Source organism: Acinetobacter sp. YH12112, from assembly GCF_013418945.1.
Lineage (GTDB): Bacteria > Pseudomonadota > Gammaproteobacteria > Pseudomonadales > Moraxellaceae > Acinetobacter > Acinetobacter indicus.
This window is the reverse complement of sequence record NZ_VPBA01000011.1, coordinates 66451-83823: the sequence shown is the minus strand read 5'-3', so window position 1 is coordinate 83823 and position 17373 is coordinate 66451. Positions and strand designations below refer to the sequence as shown.

Annotated in this window: 13 protein-coding genes and 2 rRNA genes; 11 read left to right on the top strand and 4 right to left on the bottom strand. The window is 47.8% G+C overall.

Going from position 1 to position 17373, the window contains the following annotated elements; genetic code table 11:
• The 3 genes from FTU50_RS06110 to FTU50_RS06100 form a co-directional block, all read left to right on the top strand.
• Window positions 1–103 (top strand): 23S ribosomal RNA (locus FTU50_RS06110); the annotation flags it as partial.
• A gap of 191 nt (window positions 104–294) precedes the next feature.
• Window positions 295–409, top strand: a 5S ribosomal RNA gene (gene rrf / locus FTU50_RS06105).
• A 444-nt stretch (window positions 410–853) separates the two neighbouring features.
• Window positions 854–2215 (top strand): aromatic acid/H+ symport family MFS transporter, encoded by a 1362-nt coding sequence (locus FTU50_RS06100; protein ID WP_180046451.1) that lies wholly within the window; start codon window positions 854–856, stop codon window positions 2213–2215.
• A 79-nt stretch (window positions 2216–2294) separates the two neighbouring features.
• Here FTU50_RS06100 and FTU50_RS06095 read toward each other — a convergent pair whose 3' ends face one another.
• Window positions 2295–2978: a TIGR04219 family outer membrane beta-barrel protein gene (locus FTU50_RS06095; RefSeq protein WP_104489034.1), complete on the bottom strand. Its 684-nt coding sequence runs from the start codon at window positions 2976–2978 to the stop codon at window positions 2295–2297.
• Between the two features lie 137 nt (window positions 2979–3115).
• Here FTU50_RS06095 and FTU50_RS06090 point away from each other — a divergent pair, with 137 nt between their 5' ends.
• From FTU50_RS06090 to FTU50_RS06080, 3 genes are all read left to right on the top strand, one after another.
• The gene (locus tag FTU50_RS06090; RefSeq protein WP_075167679.1) at window positions 3116–4567 is read left to right on the top strand and encodes an aldehyde dehydrogenase family protein; all 1452 of its coding nucleotides are present in this window, start codon (window positions 3116–3118) and stop codon (window positions 4565–4567) included.
• Between the two features lie 519 nt (window positions 4568–5086).
• Window positions 5087–6574 (top strand): sodium-dependent transporter, encoded by a 1488-nt coding sequence (locus FTU50_RS06085; protein WP_075174678.1) that lies wholly within the window; start codon window positions 5087–5089, stop codon window positions 6572–6574.
• Between the two features lies 1 nt (window position 6575).
• Entirely contained in the window at window positions 6576–6686 is a 111-nt protein-coding gene (locus FTU50_RS06080; protein ID WP_005181164.1) for a methionine/alanine import family NSS transporter small subunit, read from the top strand.
• A gap of 78 nt (window positions 6687–6764) precedes the next feature.
• Here FTU50_RS06080 and rsmB read toward each other — a convergent pair whose 3' ends face one another.
• Window positions 6765–8069: a 16S rRNA (cytosine(967)-C(5))-methyltransferase RsmB gene (rsmB, locus tag FTU50_RS06075; RefSeq protein ID WP_104505693.1), complete on the bottom strand. Its 1305-nt coding sequence runs from the start codon at window positions 8067–8069 to the stop codon at window positions 6765–6767.
• Window positions 8066–9028 carry a methionyl-tRNA formyltransferase gene (gene fmt, locus FTU50_RS06070; RefSeq protein WP_016658903.1) on the bottom strand — a complete coding sequence of 321 codons (963 nt, stop codon included), beginning with the start codon at window positions 9026–9028 and terminating at the stop codon, window positions 8066–8068. Before fmt ends, rsmB begins: the two co-directional genes overlap by 4 nt.
• A gap of 423 nt (window positions 9029–9451) precedes the next feature.
• On the opposite strand from fmt, the gene ilvD (FTU50_RS06065) reads away from it, so the two are divergent.
• The 5 genes from ilvD (FTU50_RS06065) (at window position 9452) to FTU50_RS06045 (ending at window position 15635) form a co-directional block, all read left to right on the top strand.
• The gene (gene ilvD / locus FTU50_RS06065; RefSeq protein WP_075174681.1) at window positions 9452–11281 is read left to right on the top strand and encodes a dihydroxy-acid dehydratase; all 1830 of its coding nucleotides are present in this window, start codon (window positions 9452–9454) and stop codon (window positions 11279–11281) included.
• Window positions 11282–11696: 415 nt separating this feature from the next.
• Window positions 11697–13382: a dihydroxy-acid dehydratase gene (ilvD, locus tag FTU50_RS06060; protein ID WP_005181175.1), complete on the top strand. Its 1686-nt coding sequence runs from the start codon at window positions 11697–11699 to the stop codon at window positions 13380–13382.
• A gap of 79 nt (window positions 13383–13461) precedes the next feature.
• Entirely contained in the window at window positions 13462–14784 is a 1323-nt protein-coding gene (locus tag FTU50_RS06055) for a hypothetical protein (RefSeq protein ID WP_104505695.1), read from the top strand.
• Entirely contained in the window at window positions 14765–15052 is a 288-nt protein-coding gene (locus FTU50_RS06050; RefSeq protein ID WP_075167674.1) for a chorismate mutase, read from the top strand. Before FTU50_RS06055 ends, FTU50_RS06050 begins: the two co-directional genes overlap by 20 nt.
• Before the next feature lie 406 nt (window positions 15053–15458).
• Window positions 15459–15635, top strand: a complete 177-nt coding sequence (locus tag FTU50_RS06045) for a hypothetical protein (RefSeq protein ID WP_005181183.1) — start codon at window positions 15459–15461, stop codon at window positions 15633–15635.
• A 243-nt stretch (window positions 15636–15878) separates the two neighbouring features.
• Here the strand turns inward: FTU50_RS06045 and FTU50_RS06040 are convergent, their stop codons facing one another.
• Complete coding sequence (locus tag FTU50_RS06040) at window positions 15879–17189, bottom strand: solute carrier family 23 protein (RefSeq protein WP_005181189.1); 1311 nt, start codon at window positions 17187–17189, stop codon at window positions 15879–15881.
• Window positions 17190–17373 lie beyond the last annotated feature (184 nt).

Here is a 17373-nt window from a genome sequence, read left to right as displayed (position 1 = left end):
TCCTCTAAAGAGCCGTTCGAGACTAGGACGTTGATAGGTTGGGTGTGGAAGCATAGCGATATGTGAAGCTGACCAATACTAATTGCTCGTGAGGCTTGACTATACAACACCCAAACAGTTGTTGTATCAAGCTGAATTCTAAACTAATCCTTGATTTAGTTAATGCGACACAATAAAATTCAGACCCAATAGCCAATCCGTTAATAACTCATTTGGAACAAAGTAAGGCATTACATGCAAAAGCATCAAGCTTAAGCAAAGTAACTAAGACCCGAACAAGTCCATAACAGTTGTGCTGGCGACAATAGCAAGAGTGAACCACCTGATCCCTTCCCGAACTCAGAAGTGAAACCTCTTAGCGCTGATGGTAGTGTGGGGTTACCCATGTGAGAGTAAGTCATCGCCAGCTCATTAATTCAAAATCCCCCGAGCTTAAACAGCAGGGGGATTTTTTTATGGGCGTAATTTCTAGTTTCTACATCTACGACTTAGATAGTGCTTTTTAGGTTTTATGACACAATTTTTACATTTATTTGCAAATTTGTGTGGTAGAAGTTGTCATTTAAGCCTGTCTTAAAAATTGCAATGATGAAGCTTTTATTTCACTGTTTTGTAATATAAAAATTTTAAAAAATAGAATAAGTTTCCACTAATTGTAAGATTTATAACTAAATTTTCTGCTCTGAAATTGAGCTTTATTGCTAAATCAAATCTGATTTTTAAGAAAAATTTATCATTTAGACTTTTTATCCATAGACAAAAAATGAATAATCATTCATTTTATAGACAAAAGTGAATGATTGTTCATTTTTTCATATTAAGAATAAAATCTCACAATTGGAGGTGAGGATTAATGACAGCAACAACAATGAATGTGAATGCTGTAGTGGACAAGGCGAAGTTCAAACCTTTTCATTTAAACGTCGTACTCTGGTGTTTATTTGTAGTCATCTTTGACGGTTATGACCTGGCGATTAATGGCGTAGCCCTACCACTACTGATGCAAGAATGGAATATGACTGCTGTGCAAGCAGGCATGTTGGCCAGTACTGCCCTGGCCGGAATGATGTTCGGTGCCATGTTTTTTGGCATGCTGGCCGATAAGATTGGCCGTAAAAATGTCATTTTAATTTGTGTGACCTTATTTAGCGGTTTTACCTTCTGGGGCGGTTTCGCATCTAACCCGACTGAATTCGGAATTTTGCGCTTTATTGCAGGTTTAGGAATTGGCGGAGTATTACCGAATCTGGTGGCCTTAACCTCTGAATATGCACCACAAAAACTGCGCAGTACCTTGGTGACCACCATGTTTAGTGGGTATGCGGTTGGCGGGATTATGGCTGCATTACTGGGTGCCTGGTTAACTCCAAGTTTTGGCTGGGAAGTGATGTTCTATATCGCGGGTATTCCACTGTTGCTGTTACCGATCTTGTGGAAGTTTTTACCTGAATCATTGACCTTTTTAGTGAAAAAACAGCAGGATGAAAAAGCGCGCCAGATTATCCAGAAAATCACGCCAGAAGAAAAAGTCAGTGCGCAGACCCAGCTGGTCTTAAATGAAGTACAGGTGCCGGATGCCTCTATTGCCGCCTTATTTAAGCAAAACCGTGGCATGAGTACCTTATTGTTCTGGTGCTGCTTCTTTATGTGTTTATTGATGGTCTATGCACTGGGCAGCTGGTTACCAAAACTAATGATGGCCGCTGGTTACTCGCTGGGTAGCAGCCTGATGTTCCTGATGTCGATGAATATTGGCGCAGTAATTGGCACCATTGGCGGCGGGATTCTGGCAGACCGTTTCCATTTAAAACCGGTGATTATTGGCATGTTCCTGATGGGGGCTGTGGCGCTGGTTGGATTAGGCTTTAACTCGCCACAACCGGTGATTTACCTACTGGTGGCGCTGGCTGGGGCTTCCGCAATTGGCAGTAGTATTCTGCTATACAGCTTTGTGGCGCAGTATTATCCACTAGCGGTACGTTCAACCGGGATTGGTTGTGCCTCTGCGGTTGGTCGCGTGGGTGCAATTGTCGGCCCGATTATTATTGGGCTGCTATTGGGTATGGAATTACCGCATAAACTGAATTTCTTGGCGGTGGCGATTCCAGCGGTGATTGGTGCAATTGCAGTTGCCCTGATTCGCATCCAGAAAGCCTCAGAGCCGGTTACCGAAACGCCACCGGTGGTGTCCAAGGCCAGTCGCTCTTATAGCTAAACCGATGTAATTCATCTAAACCAACAAAAAGCCTCAGTAGAGGCTTTTTGTTTAAAGGTATAAAGATAATTTGCCTGGCTTAGAAGTGTGCTTCCAGCCCGAGATAAGGACCTTTAAAATCCAGCTGGAGATTACGCTCATCACCTTCGTTCAGTTCCACATCTAAAATGCGGTAACCGGCCTTCAGCCCGACATCGACCAGTAAATTATCAATAAAATTATATTTCAGTTCTGCCTGTGCATCGCTAATGACAGTATCATCAAACTTGGCATAGCTGGCTTCGGCTTTGGCACTTAAACCGGTAAAAGGCAGTTTCACCCCGGCTTCGGCATACAGCATTGGCAAGGTTTCACTGACCTGTTCCACTTCGGTTAAATTCTGCTGCACGGTACCGTCCAGCACCTTGGCACCCACACCAATATCGGCACTGACAATATTGTCCAGAATTTCGTAATAGACAATGAAGTCGGAATAATCGAGATCAATCCGCTCCATCTTTTCATTCAGAACTTCACGTTCTGATTCTGCCTCAAGTGTGCTGTGCTTGATTTTGACATTCGGCAATAACGGTACTGGATGTTCAACCGCCAAGGCAAAAGACAAACTGGAGTCATCTTTCATCTCGGGTTGGCCCAAGGCACTCGATAAGTCACTGTTATAATGCCAGTAATCGACGCTACCTTTAACACCAATAATATCGGCCTGTGCGGCGCTAAAACAGCCAAGACCGAGGATGAAACACAATGCTGGACGTGTACGCATAAAAATCCCTGTAGAGCTTGTATATTCTCAGAATAAATTTATTGTGGAGGATGGAACCGGGAAACATCTCGGCGCATCATATCGGGAATTGGTATAAATTGCATTGACGCATCATGCAAAAAATAGAGGACCTGCACATGGCTACGCACACTGATCATCCGCACGATTATCCTTTATATCTGGCTGGACAGCCGCATGTGACCGGCCAGTGGCTAGAGGTCGAAGATAAGTATCTGCAGCGCTGTTATGCACGTGTGGCGCTGGCCGATGCAGAGACGCTGGAGCAGGCGATTCAGGCCGCAGTCCAGGCGGAAGCGGCGATGGCGGCATTAAAACCGTTTCAGAAACAGAAAATCCTGCTGCATTGTGTGCAGCGTTTTCAGGAATGCCGGGCCGAGCTCACCGAACTGCTGATTATTGAAGGCGGTAAACCGAAAAGGGCTGCCGCTGCTGAAGTAGAGCGCTTAATCAATACCTTTCAACTGGCTGCGGATGCAGTAACCCAGATGGATCAGGGCCGGATGATGCCATTGGCAGTAACTGCCGCGGCTTGCAGTTATCAGGGCATCAGTAAACAGGTACCGATTGGCGCGGTATCGCTGATCAGTCCATTTAATTTTCCTCTGAATTTAACTGCCCATAAAATTGCACCCGCGATTGCTGCCGGCTGTCCCTTTGTTTTAAAACCGGCCAGTCTAACCCCGATTTCTGCCTTAAAAATTGCCGAAATTCTGGCGGAAACCGATTTGCCGGCTGGGGCCTTTTCGGTATTGCCCTGTCCGCGTGAGCAGGCCGATGTGCTGGTCACCGATGACCGCTTTAAACTGCTGAGCTTTACCGGTTCCGATGTGGTGGGCTGGGACATGAAAGCGCGTGCCGGACGTAAAAAGGTCACGCTGGAGCTGGGCGGCAATGCTGCCGTGATGATTGAGGCCGATACCGAAGTCAATGATGCGCTGGTTGACCGGTTAATTGGCGGTGCCTATAACCATGCCGGACAGGTGTGTATTAGTGTGCAGCGTATTCTGGTGCATCGCGCGATTTACACACAGCTTAAAGATAAACTGGTCAGCCGTTTGCAGTCATTACGGGCAGCTGATCCGCGTCTGGACAGCGCTTTGGTTGGGCCGATGATTAAAGAGAACGAAGCCGTGCGCCTGAAAAAATGGCTGGATCAGGCCGTAGCAGAAGGCGCGACGGTACTGGTGGGCGGTGAACAGCAGGGGGTGATGTTCGAGCCGACATTGCTGGAGCAGGTTTCGCCTCAGTCAGAAATTTACCAGAATGAGGCTTTTGGTCCGGTGGCTATTCTGGAGCCGTATGAACAGTTTGAGCAGGGCATTGAACGGATTAACCAGAGCCGCTTTGGTTTGCAGGCCGGGGTCTATACCCAGAATCTGCAGCAGATGCTGTATGCTTGGGACCAGCTGCACGTCGGTGGGGTGATTATTAACGATATTCCATCATTCCGGGTCGATAACATGCCGTATGGCGGGGTCAAAGATTCGGGTCTGGGCCGTGAGGGAATTCAATCGGCAATTCGTGATATGCAGGAAGAACGTTTGCTGGTGATCCATCAACCGGGTTGATCGCTGGGAGATGCATCAAGGGCAAGCTTGATGCATCCTCATCTATGGATCACGGCAATCTATTGATGAAATACAGTATCCGAAGAAAGCAGTGCGGGTAGGTGATAGGCATTTTATATCATCGGGTATAAATGACCGTTTAAAGGATAGCAATTGAGTTTTCAGTTTTACTTCATAATATATTCCAAAAAGTTTGGTGATTCATAACCAAAATTGTACAATAAATAAGCTGATTAATTGAGCGGTTGAATCAGGATAGATTATAAAAACCCAAGATTTGGAGCAGAAATTACAGAATAATTTTTTAAAAGTGAGTATTGTTGAACCATATAAAAGGGAGTCTTCACGATGCACTTTAAGCAAGTTTTCGTCATCCACTCCCTGTTTGTCATTTAGAAACCAGTACCCAAAAGGTCAAGGCTAAATCAAACACTCAAGATTAATATTGCATGGTGCTTTTTTGCTTGCGAGAAAACCACATAAAAAGCAGTGAAAAAAGCATCTAGGTTTAGGTGTTTTATGTCAGGAAATCGTGAAAACTGGTCCGCGCGATCAGGCTTTATTATTGCAGCGATTGGTTCAGCTGTAGGCTTGGGGAATATTTGGCGTTTTCCCTATGTGGCTTACGAAAATGGTGGTGGTGCCTTCTTAGTACCGTATCTGGTGGCAATTTTTGCTGCCGGTTTGCCGTTATTATATTTAGATTACGCGGTCGGGCATAAGTTCCGTAAAGCGCCGCCACTGGCGTATAAAAAGCTCATGAACAGCGAGTCCTTGGGCTGGTGGCAGGTGATGGTGACTTTGGTCATCGGGATTTACTATGCCAGCGTTCTGTCCTGGGCCGGTAGTTATATGTACTACGCGATTGGCCAGAAATGGGGGGCAGACACCCAGGCCTTCTTCTTTAATTCCTATTTGCAAAATGGCGAAGGGCTGGCCTTGGGCTTTGTACCGACCTTATTCTTCGGTCTGGTGATTGTCTGGGCGGTGGTGATGTTCATTCTCTACGGTGGTGTACGTCGTGGTGTGGAACTGGCCAATAAAATCTTTATGCCGTTACTGGTGGTACTGTTCACGATTCTGGTGATTCAGGCGATCCGTTTACCGGGTGCAACCGCAGGTTTAAATGCCTTCTTTACCCCGAACTGGGAAGCGATGGGCAACTATAAAGTCTGGCTGGCCGCATTTGGTCATATCTTCTTCTCGCTGTCTGTTGGCTTCGGGATCATGCTGACCTATGCCTCGTATTTAAAGCGTAAAACCAATATGACTGGTTCCGGTGCGGTGGTTGCGCTGGCCAACTCATCTTTTGAAATTCTGGCCGGTATCGGGGTATTTGCGGCTTTGGGCTTTATGGCGTTCAGCTCAGGCTCAACCGTGGAAGAAGTGGTATCTGGCGGTATTGGTCTGGCTTTTATTGCCTTCCCGAAAATTATTTCCAGCATGGGCGCAGGCGGCGACTTATTTGGCTTCCTGTTCTTTGCCTCGTTGACCGTTGCCGGGATTACTTCCATGGTCAGTATTCTGGAAGTGCCGATTTCAGCTTTCCAGGACAAGTTAGGCTGGTCACGTAAAAAATCGGTCAGCATTATTGCCGGTGGTTCTGCCATTGTTTCGACCCTGATTTTCTCGACCCATAGTGCGATTACCTTTGTCGACATCATTGACTACTTTGCCAATAATATTGGTATTGTTGGCGGTGGTTTACTGTCGATTATTCTGGTGTCGTGGTTCCGTCGTCCGTTATTGTCGCAGTTACAGGCGCATATCAACCAGTACTCTAGTATTAAACTGGGTGCCGGCTGGAACTTCCTGTTAACCGTTGTGACTCCATTATCATTACTGGTGGCTTTAGGCCTAACCATCAAGTCGATTGTTGCAGAAGGTTATGGCGGTTATCCGGCTGAAATCTTATGGTTGGTGGGTGGCGGTACGCTGGCCCTGTTTATTGTGGGTGCCATTGTACTGAGCTGTCTGAAAGACAAAGTCCCGGAAGAGGAGAACTAAGATGAATACTGAAGCAATTATCATGATGATCATCTCGACTGTCCTGCTCTGGGGCGGTTTAATCTTGGCCATGATTCATCTGAGCAAACATCCAGATGAACCGGAGGATTAAGTCTGTGGTACATGCTTGTACAGACTAAGCCGCTGTAGCATAAAAAAGGAACCACCTGAGGGTTCCTTTTTTTATCGTCTAGATTTTTTCGATCCGGCAATAATAGAAGCCATCGCCGCGTCCGGCTTCCGGTAACAGCTGGCGGCCATACTGCTGTTCAACGCCATAGTCTGTGGCAATTTTAATTTCTTTGGCATCGGCATGCTGGGCAAAGAACTGCTGCATCTGCTGTTCATTTTCTGCTTTTAAAATGGAACAGGTGATATACAGCAAGGTGCCGCCGACTTTTAGCTGGGACCACATCTGTTCCAGAATCTGCTGCTGCAGCTCGACAGTTTGCTGAATGTCAGCGGACTGGCGTAACAGGCGAATATCCGGATGACGACGCATCACCCCAATGGCAGAGCAGGGTGCATCCAGCACAATACAATCGACCGGTTCGGTTGCGGTCCAGCGCGTAGCATCTGCCGCCAGAATTTCGACCTGCTGCGTATCGGTCAGTTGCAGGCGCTCCAGATTTTCCGTGACCCGTAGCAGGCGTTTCGGGTCCTGATCCAGTGCCACCAAAGTGGCCGGACTAAATTTTTCCAGAATATGTGCGGTTTTTCCGCCCGGGGCTGCACAGGCATCAATCACCACTTTGCCATTTAAATCTGGCAGTAACTGCGCACAAAGCTGGGCATGTTCATCCTGTACCGAGAACCAGCCGGCATCAAAGCCCGGCAGCTCCGGAATCTGCACCGCCTGTTCCAGAATAATCGCCACATCGGAACGCTCGCCCGGACGTGCCTGAATACCGGCGCCCAGCAGTTTATTCAGATAGGCTTCACGGCTGATCTTGCGCTGATTGACCCTTAAAGTCAGTGGTGCTGTCTGTTTCAGGTCCTGGGTCAGTTGCTCCAGCTGTTCCGGCCAGTCTTTTTTCAGACGTTTAAACAGCCAGCTGGGTAAACCATGCGCCGCTTGCAGCGTCTGCTCAAAGACCGATGTTTCACGTGAAACACGACGTAGGATGGCATTGACCACACCACTGAGCGCCTGAAAGCCTAACTGCTTGGTGGCAGTCACGGTTTCTGAAATAGCCGCATGGTCGGCAATACGGGTACATAAAATCTGATACAGCCCGACATAGAGACAGGTTTCGACGGTTTCATTGTTCAGTGGTTTGACCAGCAAAGGCAGGGTAATGCTTTTCAGGCCATACCATTGACGCAAGGTGCCCAAGACCAGTTCGTGATACAACGCCCGGTCACGCTCGGCGACCTTGGTCAGATGCAGCGGTAAAATACTGGCCAGAGATTGGCCCTGCTGGACGGCCAATAAAGTACGAATCACTTGGGCGCGTAAGTTCAGATGTGACTGACCGGATGGATGTTGATTCATGCCAGCACCTGCCCAATACTTAATTTCTGGGTTTGTGCAATCTGGACCGGATTCAGCGCTTTACCACCCGGCCATTGCAGGCTGGTCAGGCAGATGGCTTTGCCATCGCCACAGGCCACATGCACGCCCTGTTTATCTAGTGCCAGAATGGTCCCCGCCGACTGGCCATTGACCGCTTCATTTGACAGCACAGATCCCCAGACCCGTAAATTACTTTGCTCATCCAGCGGAATAAACGCCACCGGCCACGGGTTAAAGGCGCGAATATTGCGGTCAATTGTCACAGCATCCTGAGACCAGTCAATTTTCGCTTCGGCTTTAGACAGCTTGTGGGCATATACCGTTAAAGCTTCATCCTGCACTTCGCGCTGTTCCAGATACTGTTGTAAAGTCTGCTCCGAAGCCAGTACCGCCACAATCGCCTCTGCACCCTGAATGGCCAGTTTGTCATGTAGGCTGGCAGAAGTATCTTCGGCTGTAATCGGGCACAGGGTTTTATACATCATATCGCCGGTATCCAGCCCGGCCGCCATCTTCATAATGGTCACGCCGGTTTCAGCATCGCCGGTGGCAATGGCGCGTTGAATTGGCGCCGCCCCTCGCCAGCGTGGCAGCAGCGAACCATGAATATTCAGGCAGCCATATTTGGGTGTATCCAGCACCACTTGTGGCAAAATCAGGCCATAGGCTGCCACCACCATTACATCGGCATTCAGGGCTTTTAATTCTGCCTGTGCCGCCAGACCTTCTTCCGTGGACGATTTAAAATGTAGTGGTTGATACACCGGAAGATCATGCGCCAGCGCCAGTTGTTTCACGGCAGAGGCCGTGAGTTTTTGTCCGCGGCCTGCTTTGCGGTCAGGTTGAGTATAGACCGCCACAATTTCATGCTCGGTTTTTAATAAGGCATCGAGCGCTACAGCTGCAAATTCTGGTGTTCCCGCAAAGATAATTTTCACACATGAGATTCCATATAAACTTGCCCCACATTATATGCGAAAAGCCTTTTTAAGCCTAAATTGTCATGTAAATAGAGGTTGCATCTTCATGAGGTCGGCTGGGTACTGTTCTTTGCAAACAAAATTTTATTTAAAAAATTAATATCAATAAATTTTGTTTATATAAAAGGTAAAAATTATTCATGAAAATGCCGGAGCTAATGCTTTATGATCAAATCATATCGGCTCCGTAGGCGAGTCTCCCCAGTTTTCATCAGTTGAAAGAGCGCAGAATAAAAGGTTCAAAAGACCCGATCACCCAGCACGCTGACAGATTGAGCTGTAGTATGATGTGACGAAATTTCAACTGATAACCTGAAGATCAGTACATTTTAGCCAGAGATGGGGATTCACCCTCTCAAGCACAACTCGTTGGAAATACACATGCCTGACTATCGTTCAAAAACATCGACACACGGAAGAAATATGGCGGGCGCACGTGGCTTATGGCGTGCGACCGGGATGAAAGATGAAGATTTTGGCAAGCCGATTATTGCGGTGGTCAACTCTTTTACCCAGTTTGTACCGGGTCACGTGCATTTAAAAGACCTTGGTCAGCTGGTGGCACGTCAAATTGAAGCGTCAGGTGGTGTAGCCAAAGAATTCAATACCATTGCAGTCGATGACGGCATCGCCATGGGTCATGACGGCATGCTGTATTCCTTGCCATCACGTGACCTGATTGCCGACTCGGTCGAATATATGGTCAGCGCACACTGTGCTGATGCCATGGTTTGTATTTCAAACTGTGACAAAATCACCCCGGGCATGTTAATGGCCGCCATGCGTCTGAATATTCCGGTGGTGTTCGTGTCGGGCGGTCCAATGGAAGCAGGTAAAGTCAAAATCCGTGGCAACGAAAAAGCCATCGACCTGATTGATGCCATGATTGTTGCTGCAGATGACAACTTCACCGATGAAGAAGTGGCAGAATACGAACGTTCAGCCTGTCCAACCTGTGGTTCATGTTCAGGCATGTTCACTGCCAACTCAATGAACTGCTTGACCGAAGCACTCGGTTTATCTCTTCCAGGTAACGGTTCTACACTGGCCACGCATGCTAACCGTAAAAAACTGTTCGAACGTGCTGGTTCTTTAATTGTGGAACTGGCCAAACGTCACTATGAACAGGATGATTACAGCGTTCTGCCACGTTCAATTGCCACCAAAGCCTCGTATGAAAATGCCATGACGCTGGACATTGCCATGGGCGGTTCAACCAATACTGTATTGCACCTGTTGGCTGCGGCCAATGAAGCCGGTGTTGATTTCACCATGGATGACATCGACCGTTTATCGCGTAAAGTGCCGGTCTTGTGTAAAGTGGCTCCGGCAAAAAATGATGTACATATGGAAGATGTCCACCGTGCCGGCGGGATCATGGGTATTCTAGGCGAGCTGGATCGTGCCGGTTTGCTGGATACTTCTGTACCGACCGTACATGAAGCCACTTTAAAAGATGCCTTAGATAAATGGGACATCATCCGTACTGAAAATGAAGAGGTGTACACCTTCTTCAAATCGGCGCCAGGTGGCGTTCCGACCCAGACTGCATTCTCACAGGACCGTTATTATTCACGCCTTGATGGCGACCGTGAAAATGGCGTGATCCGTAATGCTGAACATGCCTTCTCTAAAGATGGTGGTCTGGCCGTGCTGTACGGCAACATCGCGCTGGATGGCTGTATCGTAAAAACTGCGGGTGTAGATGAATCCATCCTGAAATTTAATGGTACAGCTCGCGTATTTGAAAGCCAGGATGCCGCAGTAGAGGCGATTCTGGGTGGTAAAATCAGCGCCGGTGATGTGGTGGTGATTCGTTACGAAGGTCCACGTGGTGGTCCGGGGATGCAGGAAATGCTGTACCCAACCAGCTACCTGAAATCTAAAGGTCTGGGCAAAGACTGTGCCTTGCTAACCGATGGCCGTTTCTCGGGCGGTTCATCTGGCCTGTCGATTGGTCACGTCTCTCCGGAAGCGGCAGAAGGTGGCGCGATTGGTCTGGTCGAAGATGGCGATCGCATTGAAATTGATATTCCAAACCGTAGCATTCACCTGGCGGTTGATGATGCAACCATGGCAGCGCGCCGTGAAGCACAGGAAGCCAAAGGCTGGCAGCCCGCTGAAGAACGTCCGCGCAAGATTTCTAAAGCGCTGAAAGCCTATGCCATGCACACCACCAGTGCGGCCAAAGGCGCGGTACGTGAAATCTAAGCGCTAAGTTTTTAGAGCTAAAAAAGCACTCCTGATGGGGTGCTTTTTTATGTGAGAAGCTAAGTTTGAAATGGATCGCTTCAGCACGACACCGTCTTAAAAAGAAGGATTTGATGACGGTTAATCATCTTCGGTTCGACCTATCTTGTGAAATACATTGCTCATTGGGCAAAAGGAGGTAAAACCATTTTCATCTGCAAAACTCGTTCAGTACCCGCAGGTTTCACTGATATCGCAAAACCATTTAATATGAATTGTAGTCCTGCCTCGGACCGTTGCAGATGACTTGGGTATAGATCAAATGTTCGAGAAACCGCTGAAAGCTATATTGTACGGATTTAATTCTATACAATAATCGTAGAATAAATTGCCAAACACTGCGACTTCAATCCAGTGATCGCCAAGGAAGAAACCAATGAGTAAAGATAATATCCGCGAACATTCCGCCCCGGTCTATGAGGGCATTGAAAATGCACCGGCACGTTCCATGATGCGCGCCACCGGCTTTCAGGATGAGGATTTTACGCGTCCTTTTATCGGGATTGCCTCAACCTGGGCCAATGTCACGCCGTGTAATATGCATATTGATGGGCTGGCGCGTGAAGCCGAAGCCGGGGTCAATGCCGCTGGCGGTAAGGGGATTATCTTTAACACCATCACCATTTCTGACGGGATTTCAAACGGCACCGAGGGCATGAAATATTCGCTGCTGACCCGCGAAATTATTGCCGATTCGATTGAAGCCGTGGTCGGCTGTCAGGCCTATGATGGGGTGATTGCCATTGGCGGCTGCGATAAAAATATGCCGGGCTGTATTATGGGGCTGGCGCGCCTCAACCGTCCGGGGCTGTTTGTTTATGGTGGCACCATCAAGCCGGGCGCCGGCCATACCGACATGATTTCGGTATTTGAGGCGGTCGGGCAGCATGCCAAAGGCGAAATTAACGAAATTCAGGTCAAACAGATTGAAGAAGTGGCCTTGCCGGGACCGGGTTCCTGTGGCGGCATGTACACCGCCAACTCGATGGCCTCGGCGATTGAAGCCTTGGGCATGAGTTTACCGGGTTCATCGGCGCAGGAAGCGGTGTCTGAAGACAAAAAAATTGACTGTCAGCGTGCCGGTGAAGCGGTAATGAACCTGCTGCGTCTGGACATTAAACCGCGCGACATTATGACCAAAGCCGCGTTTGAAAATGCCATTAAAGTGCTGATTGCCCTGGGTGGTTCGACCAATGGCGTGCTGCATTTACTGGCCATGGCGCATACGGCCGGGGTCGAGCTGAGCCTAGATGATTTTGTCCGCATTGGTCAGGATATTCCGGTGGTGGCCGATGTACGTCCATCCGGTCAATACCTGATGTCTGAACTGATTGCGATTGGCGGGATTCAGCCGCTGATGAAACGGATGCTGGATGCCGGCATGCTCGATGGTTCCTGCCTGACCGTGACCGGTAAAACACTGGCCGAAAACCTGGCGGATGTTGAAGACTATCCGGAAGGCCAGCAGATTATCCTGCCATTTGATGCACCGGTGAAAAAAGATTCGCATCTGGTGATTTTAAAAGGCAACCTGTCGCCAACCGGTGCGGTGGCAAAAATTACCGGTAAAGAAGGGCTGTATTTTGAAGGCCCGGCACGGGTGTTTGAAGGCGAAATTGGTGCTATGCGCGGTATTCTTGACGGTCAGGTGCAGCCGGGCGAAGTGGTGGTAATTCGCGGTGTTGGTCCAAAAGGCGGACCGGGCATGCCTGAAATGCTAAAACCGACTTCGGCGATTATTGGTAAAGGCCTGGGCGATGCTGTGGCCCTGATTACCGATGGCCGTTTCTCTGGCGGCAGTCATGGCTTTGTGATTGGCCATGTGACCCCGGAAGCCTATGAAGGTGGGCCAATTGGTTTGGTGAAAAATGGCGATAAAATCTCCATCAATGCCGAAACCCGTGAAATGACCTGGCATGTGTCTGAACAGGAAATTGCCGCGCGTCAGGCGGCCTGGGTCAAGCCAAAACCAAATTATACGCATGGTGCACTGGCCAAATTTGCCCGACTGACCTCAGGGGCAGAGACCGGCGCCGTGACCGATTTAAATTTGGATGTGTAATTGATCATTTAAGATCAAATTGTTATAAACCGGTGTAGTATCTTTTATTCCGCCGTTTAATCCTTTAGAGGCTCAGCTCATGTCACTGTTACGCCGTTGGTTTGATCCAATCCGATCGAGTTGGTTTTATCAAAAACCGTCTCGTCAAGCGGTGTTACCGATTGAGCAGGGCCTCAGTATTCATCTGCGTTTAGATGATGTGTATAGCTATCTGGCAGTGCAGGAACTGCCACAGCTTGAAGAAATTCTCTCCGATGCCTTAAAGCCGTTAAAGGTAATTATTTCCAGTGGCAGTGCAGAGCCGCCGAACCAGATGTCGGCGCTGGAATGGCAGAACTATTGCCTGAATGATGCACAGATCCTGTCCAAGCAGCATCGTTTCAGTTTTCATGACACCCCGGAACAGCCGACCCCGGAAGCCTTGGCGCAAGCTGAAACCATCTTGCGGCATACGCCTTTGCGTGGTCAGGATTTTCTGTATTTGCTGGAAGATGTATTCCATATGCTCTGGCAAAAACAGTATGGCAAATTGCGCACCCTGTATGCCATGGCCAGTCGCCATCATCAGGAACAGCATTTTCCGGAACGGATTTTTAATCAGGATGCCATCCTTGCCAGCTATTTCGAGTTTGGTGGCCGCCAGTATCATGCGGTAGATGATTTGTTGCGCCTGACCCGGCGCCTAAAACAGCAGAAGCTGCTGACCGGTAATCCGATTTTCCTGATCAATCATATTGAATGGCGTGAGCATTTAATTAATGATGCCGAAGCTTTAAATGAAATTCAGCGTATGGACCCGGAGCTGGATTTATATATCGCGCTGGAAGATCCGATTTCCTGGCTGCTGCTGGCCTATATTCAGGAAGAGCTGGCCAATTATTATAATATTCATTTGAATGTCTATCCGCTCAGTTATCAGGGCCGTGACCTGTTTGACTGGAGCCTGGCCACCCGTTTATCCAAACGCACCGAAGTCGCCTTTACCCCATTTTGCCGGCCGACCCAGGATGCCACCTATCAGATGGCGCGACTGTTTTATAGCGTGCCGGAAGAACAGCGTATGCAGGCCATTCACCGAATTTTGCAGGCGGTGTGGACCCAGGGCAAAGACCTGTCTTTTAAAGCCCATTTCGAGCAGTTACGCCGTGAGCTGAACATTGTTGAACTGAGCAGTGCCGATATTGAACAGTATCTGAAAGACAATGACATGCTCTGTGAAATGAAGTCCCAGCCGAATTTACCGGTGCTGGAGCTGCGGGTTGATGGGCAAAGTTATGTGTTTAATAGCCTTTATCGCGTCTGGATGATTGAAAGTATTTTCAGTAATGTGTTAGAAGAAAAGTACAAAAGTGAAAACGAAGCTGAAAATGACATCTTACAACATGAAAAAAGAGAAAGTTGAGTCGCTGGAACAGGCTCGCGCACAGATTGATGTGATTGATAGTGCTTTGGTGGAGCTGATTGCAGCGCGTCAATATTATGTTGATCAGACCACCCGTTTTAAAAAATCAGAAACCGATATGCAGACCCCGGAACGCCAGGCCCAGATTCTGGAGCGTTTGCGTAGCCAGGCCACCAGCTTGGGGCTCGATGCTCAGCTAATTGAACAGCTGTACCAGACCATGTTCCAGCACTTTATTCAGCGTGAACTGAAACAGTTTAGACCTTAAAACCGATAACAATTAAAAACGCGCTGGCACTCTGTTTTCATCACAGTAGGCCGGAATGATCTTCCTGGTGTGGCCAGCGCTTTATTTACTTGTCTTTAATCGTCAGCCAGAACCATAGAAATCCGCACTCAGCAGGTGAGATGAATCTGGGCTGCTGTTTCGCTTCAAGATTGAGATTGGTTGAAAAACAAACGAATCATCTAGCTTTAGTTTAAAAATAAACCGATGGCGGTATTTTGCGTAAAGCTAGAGCCCGGCAGGCTTTGCGCGCGTCTATAGTTTTTTGGTAAACTAAATCTATTGATTTTATTACATATTTTAACACGATAGATTTGACTTAATTGAAAATGTATATATATTGTATATACATCTTTTTGTTAAAGCGTCTTTATTTTGGAGTGAAGCAATGAGCGAGCAAATCAAAAAAATAAAGACAGGCAAAAAAGATGGACAACTTTTAATTCGTATTAATAGTGCTGAACGCGATGAATTTATTCATTTGTGTGAAGAACTGGATACTAGTGCTGCTCGTGAATTAAGAAAATTTATTCGTAGCTTTGTGAAACAGCACAAGCGCGAATAGCCTTACTAGGGAGTAATACCATGGCGAAGCAAGTTAAATCGTTAAAGCAAAAAATCAAAGCACGTTTGAAAAAGATTTCAAAACATCAGGGCAAATTGAAACAGCTGCAAAAAGCCCTGAAAAAGCAAAAATAATTTAATTTTGCCTTGAAACCTGACTGCTAGCGTTTAGGTTTCAGATAAAAAAACCGAAGCCGGTACTGATCATACCGGCTTCGGTTTTTTTGTATATTAGTCAGGGCAGTTATACTTTTTCTGATTTTTCGCCCAGGCTAAAGAACAGGTTCAGTAACAGTGCGGCAAAGGTCGCCGTCCCAATACCACCCAGGTTAAAGCTGCCAAATTGCAGGGCAAAGTCACCGGTACCTAAAATAATGGTCACTGCCGCCACCATCAGGTTTTTGTTTTTCGAGAAGTCGACTTTGTTTTCAATCCAGATTTTCGCTCCAGCAATGGTAATCAGACCAAACACCACAATTGAGGCACCGGTTAAAATCGCGCTTGGAATGGTATGAATAATGGCACCAAACTTAGGCGATAAACCAAGGAAAATGGCAAATACACCGGCAACTGCAAAAATAATGGTCGAGTAGACACGCGTCACTGCCATCACGCCAATATTTTCACCATAGGTGGTCATGCCTGGCGCACCGACACCACCGGCTAAAGTGGTGGCTACACCATCGGCAACAAAGGCTTTACCAATGTGCGGGTCAAGGTTTTCACCGGTCATGGCACTCACGGCTTTAATATGGCCCAGGTTTTCTGCCACCAGAATTAGCGCCACCGGGGCAATGATCAGCATGGCATTGACTTCAAATTCCGGACCATGGAAGGTTGGCAGGCCAAACCATGCCGCCTGCTGGATTGGGGCAAAGTTAATCGGGGTGCCATAACCCATGACATTACTGACAATAAAGTAAACCAGATAGGCCAGCAGCAGACCCACCAGGAGCAACAGGCGCTGTAACAGTCCTTTGGTAAATACCGCAATCGAACCCATACACAGGACAGTCACCAGCGCCATCCACATATTAAATGGATTACCAGCCACGCCTTTGACGGTGACCGGCGCCAGGTTCAGACCAATGATCATCACCACTGCACCAGTGACCACAGGCGGCATTAATTTTTCAATCCAGCGGGTACCGGTGGCCATGACCAGAAAGCCGAGCAGGGCATATAAAATACCGCAGGCAATAATCCCGCCGGCTGCCACCGCAATATTCGGGTTGGGTCCGCCCGTGCCGGATGCTGCATAACCGGTCGCAGCAATTACCACCCCAATAAAGGCAAAGCTGGAACCTAAATAACTTGGAACACGACCACCGGTCATAATAAAGAACAGGATGGTACAGATCCCGGACATCAGAATGGCCAGGTTCGGGTCAAAGCCCATCAGGAAAGGCGCAAGTACCGTCGCACCAAACATGGCAAACGCGTGCTGAACCCCCAGAACCACAGTTTGCGCAGGTGGAAGATACTCATTGGTACCTACAGGACGTGCATCGATACTGCCTTGATACGGGCGCCATTTGGGAAACCAATTGGACATATTTTGAGCACTCTAAAGACAAATTGTGCCAATCATACTCCTGTTTTTTAAAAGATTTAATCGGAGATACAAAATTTTTGTTCAAATTAATTCTATGACTTTGCTTTATTTTTTACCGCAGGGTAAAAATTTTTCAATATAAAAACAGTATGAAATCAGTAGATTAATTCATCGACTTTGGCTG

Coding starts and splice junctions, on each gene's coding strand:
- FTU50_RS06100 (WP_180046451.1), top strand. CDS start 854: ATGACAGCAACAACAATGAATGTGAATGCTGTAGTGGACAAGGCGAAG.
- FTU50_RS06095 (WP_104489034.1), bottom strand. CDS start 2,978: ATGCGTACACGTCCAGCATTGTGTTTCATCCTCGGTCTTGGCTGTTTT.
- FTU50_RS06090 (WP_075167679.1), top strand. CDS start 3,116: ATGGCTACGCACACTGATCATCCGCACGATTATCCTTTATATCTGGCT.
- FTU50_RS06085 (WP_075174678.1), top strand. CDS start 5,087: ATGTCAGGAAATCGTGAAAACTGGTCCGCGCGATCAGGCTTTATTATT.
- FTU50_RS06080 (WP_005181164.1), top strand. CDS start 6,576: ATGAATACTGAAGCAATTATCATGATGATCATCTCGACTGTCCTGCTC.
- rsmB (WP_104505693.1), bottom strand. CDS start 8,069: ATGAATCAACATCCATCCGGTCAGTCACATCTGAACTTACGCGCCCAA.
- ilvD (WP_075174681.1), top strand. CDS start 9,452: ATGCCTGACTATCGTTCAAAAACATCGACACACGGAAGAAATATGGCG.
- ilvD (WP_005181175.1), top strand. CDS start 11,697: ATGAGTAAAGATAATATCCGCGAACATTCCGCCCCGGTCTATGAGGGC.
- FTU50_RS06055 (WP_104505695.1), top strand. CDS start 13,462: ATGTCACTGTTACGCCGTTGGTTTGATCCAATCCGATCGAGTTGGTTT.
- FTU50_RS06050 (WP_075167674.1), top strand. CDS start 14,765: ATGAAAAAAGAGAAAGTTGAGTCGCTGGAACAGGCTCGCGCACAGATT.
- FTU50_RS06045 (WP_005181183.1), top strand. CDS start 15,459: ATGAGCGAGCAAATCAAAAAAATAAAGACAGGCAAAAAAGATGGACAA.
- FTU50_RS06040 (WP_005181189.1), bottom strand. CDS start 17,189: ATGTCCAATTGGTTTCCCAAATGGCGCCCGTATCAAGGCAGTATCGAT.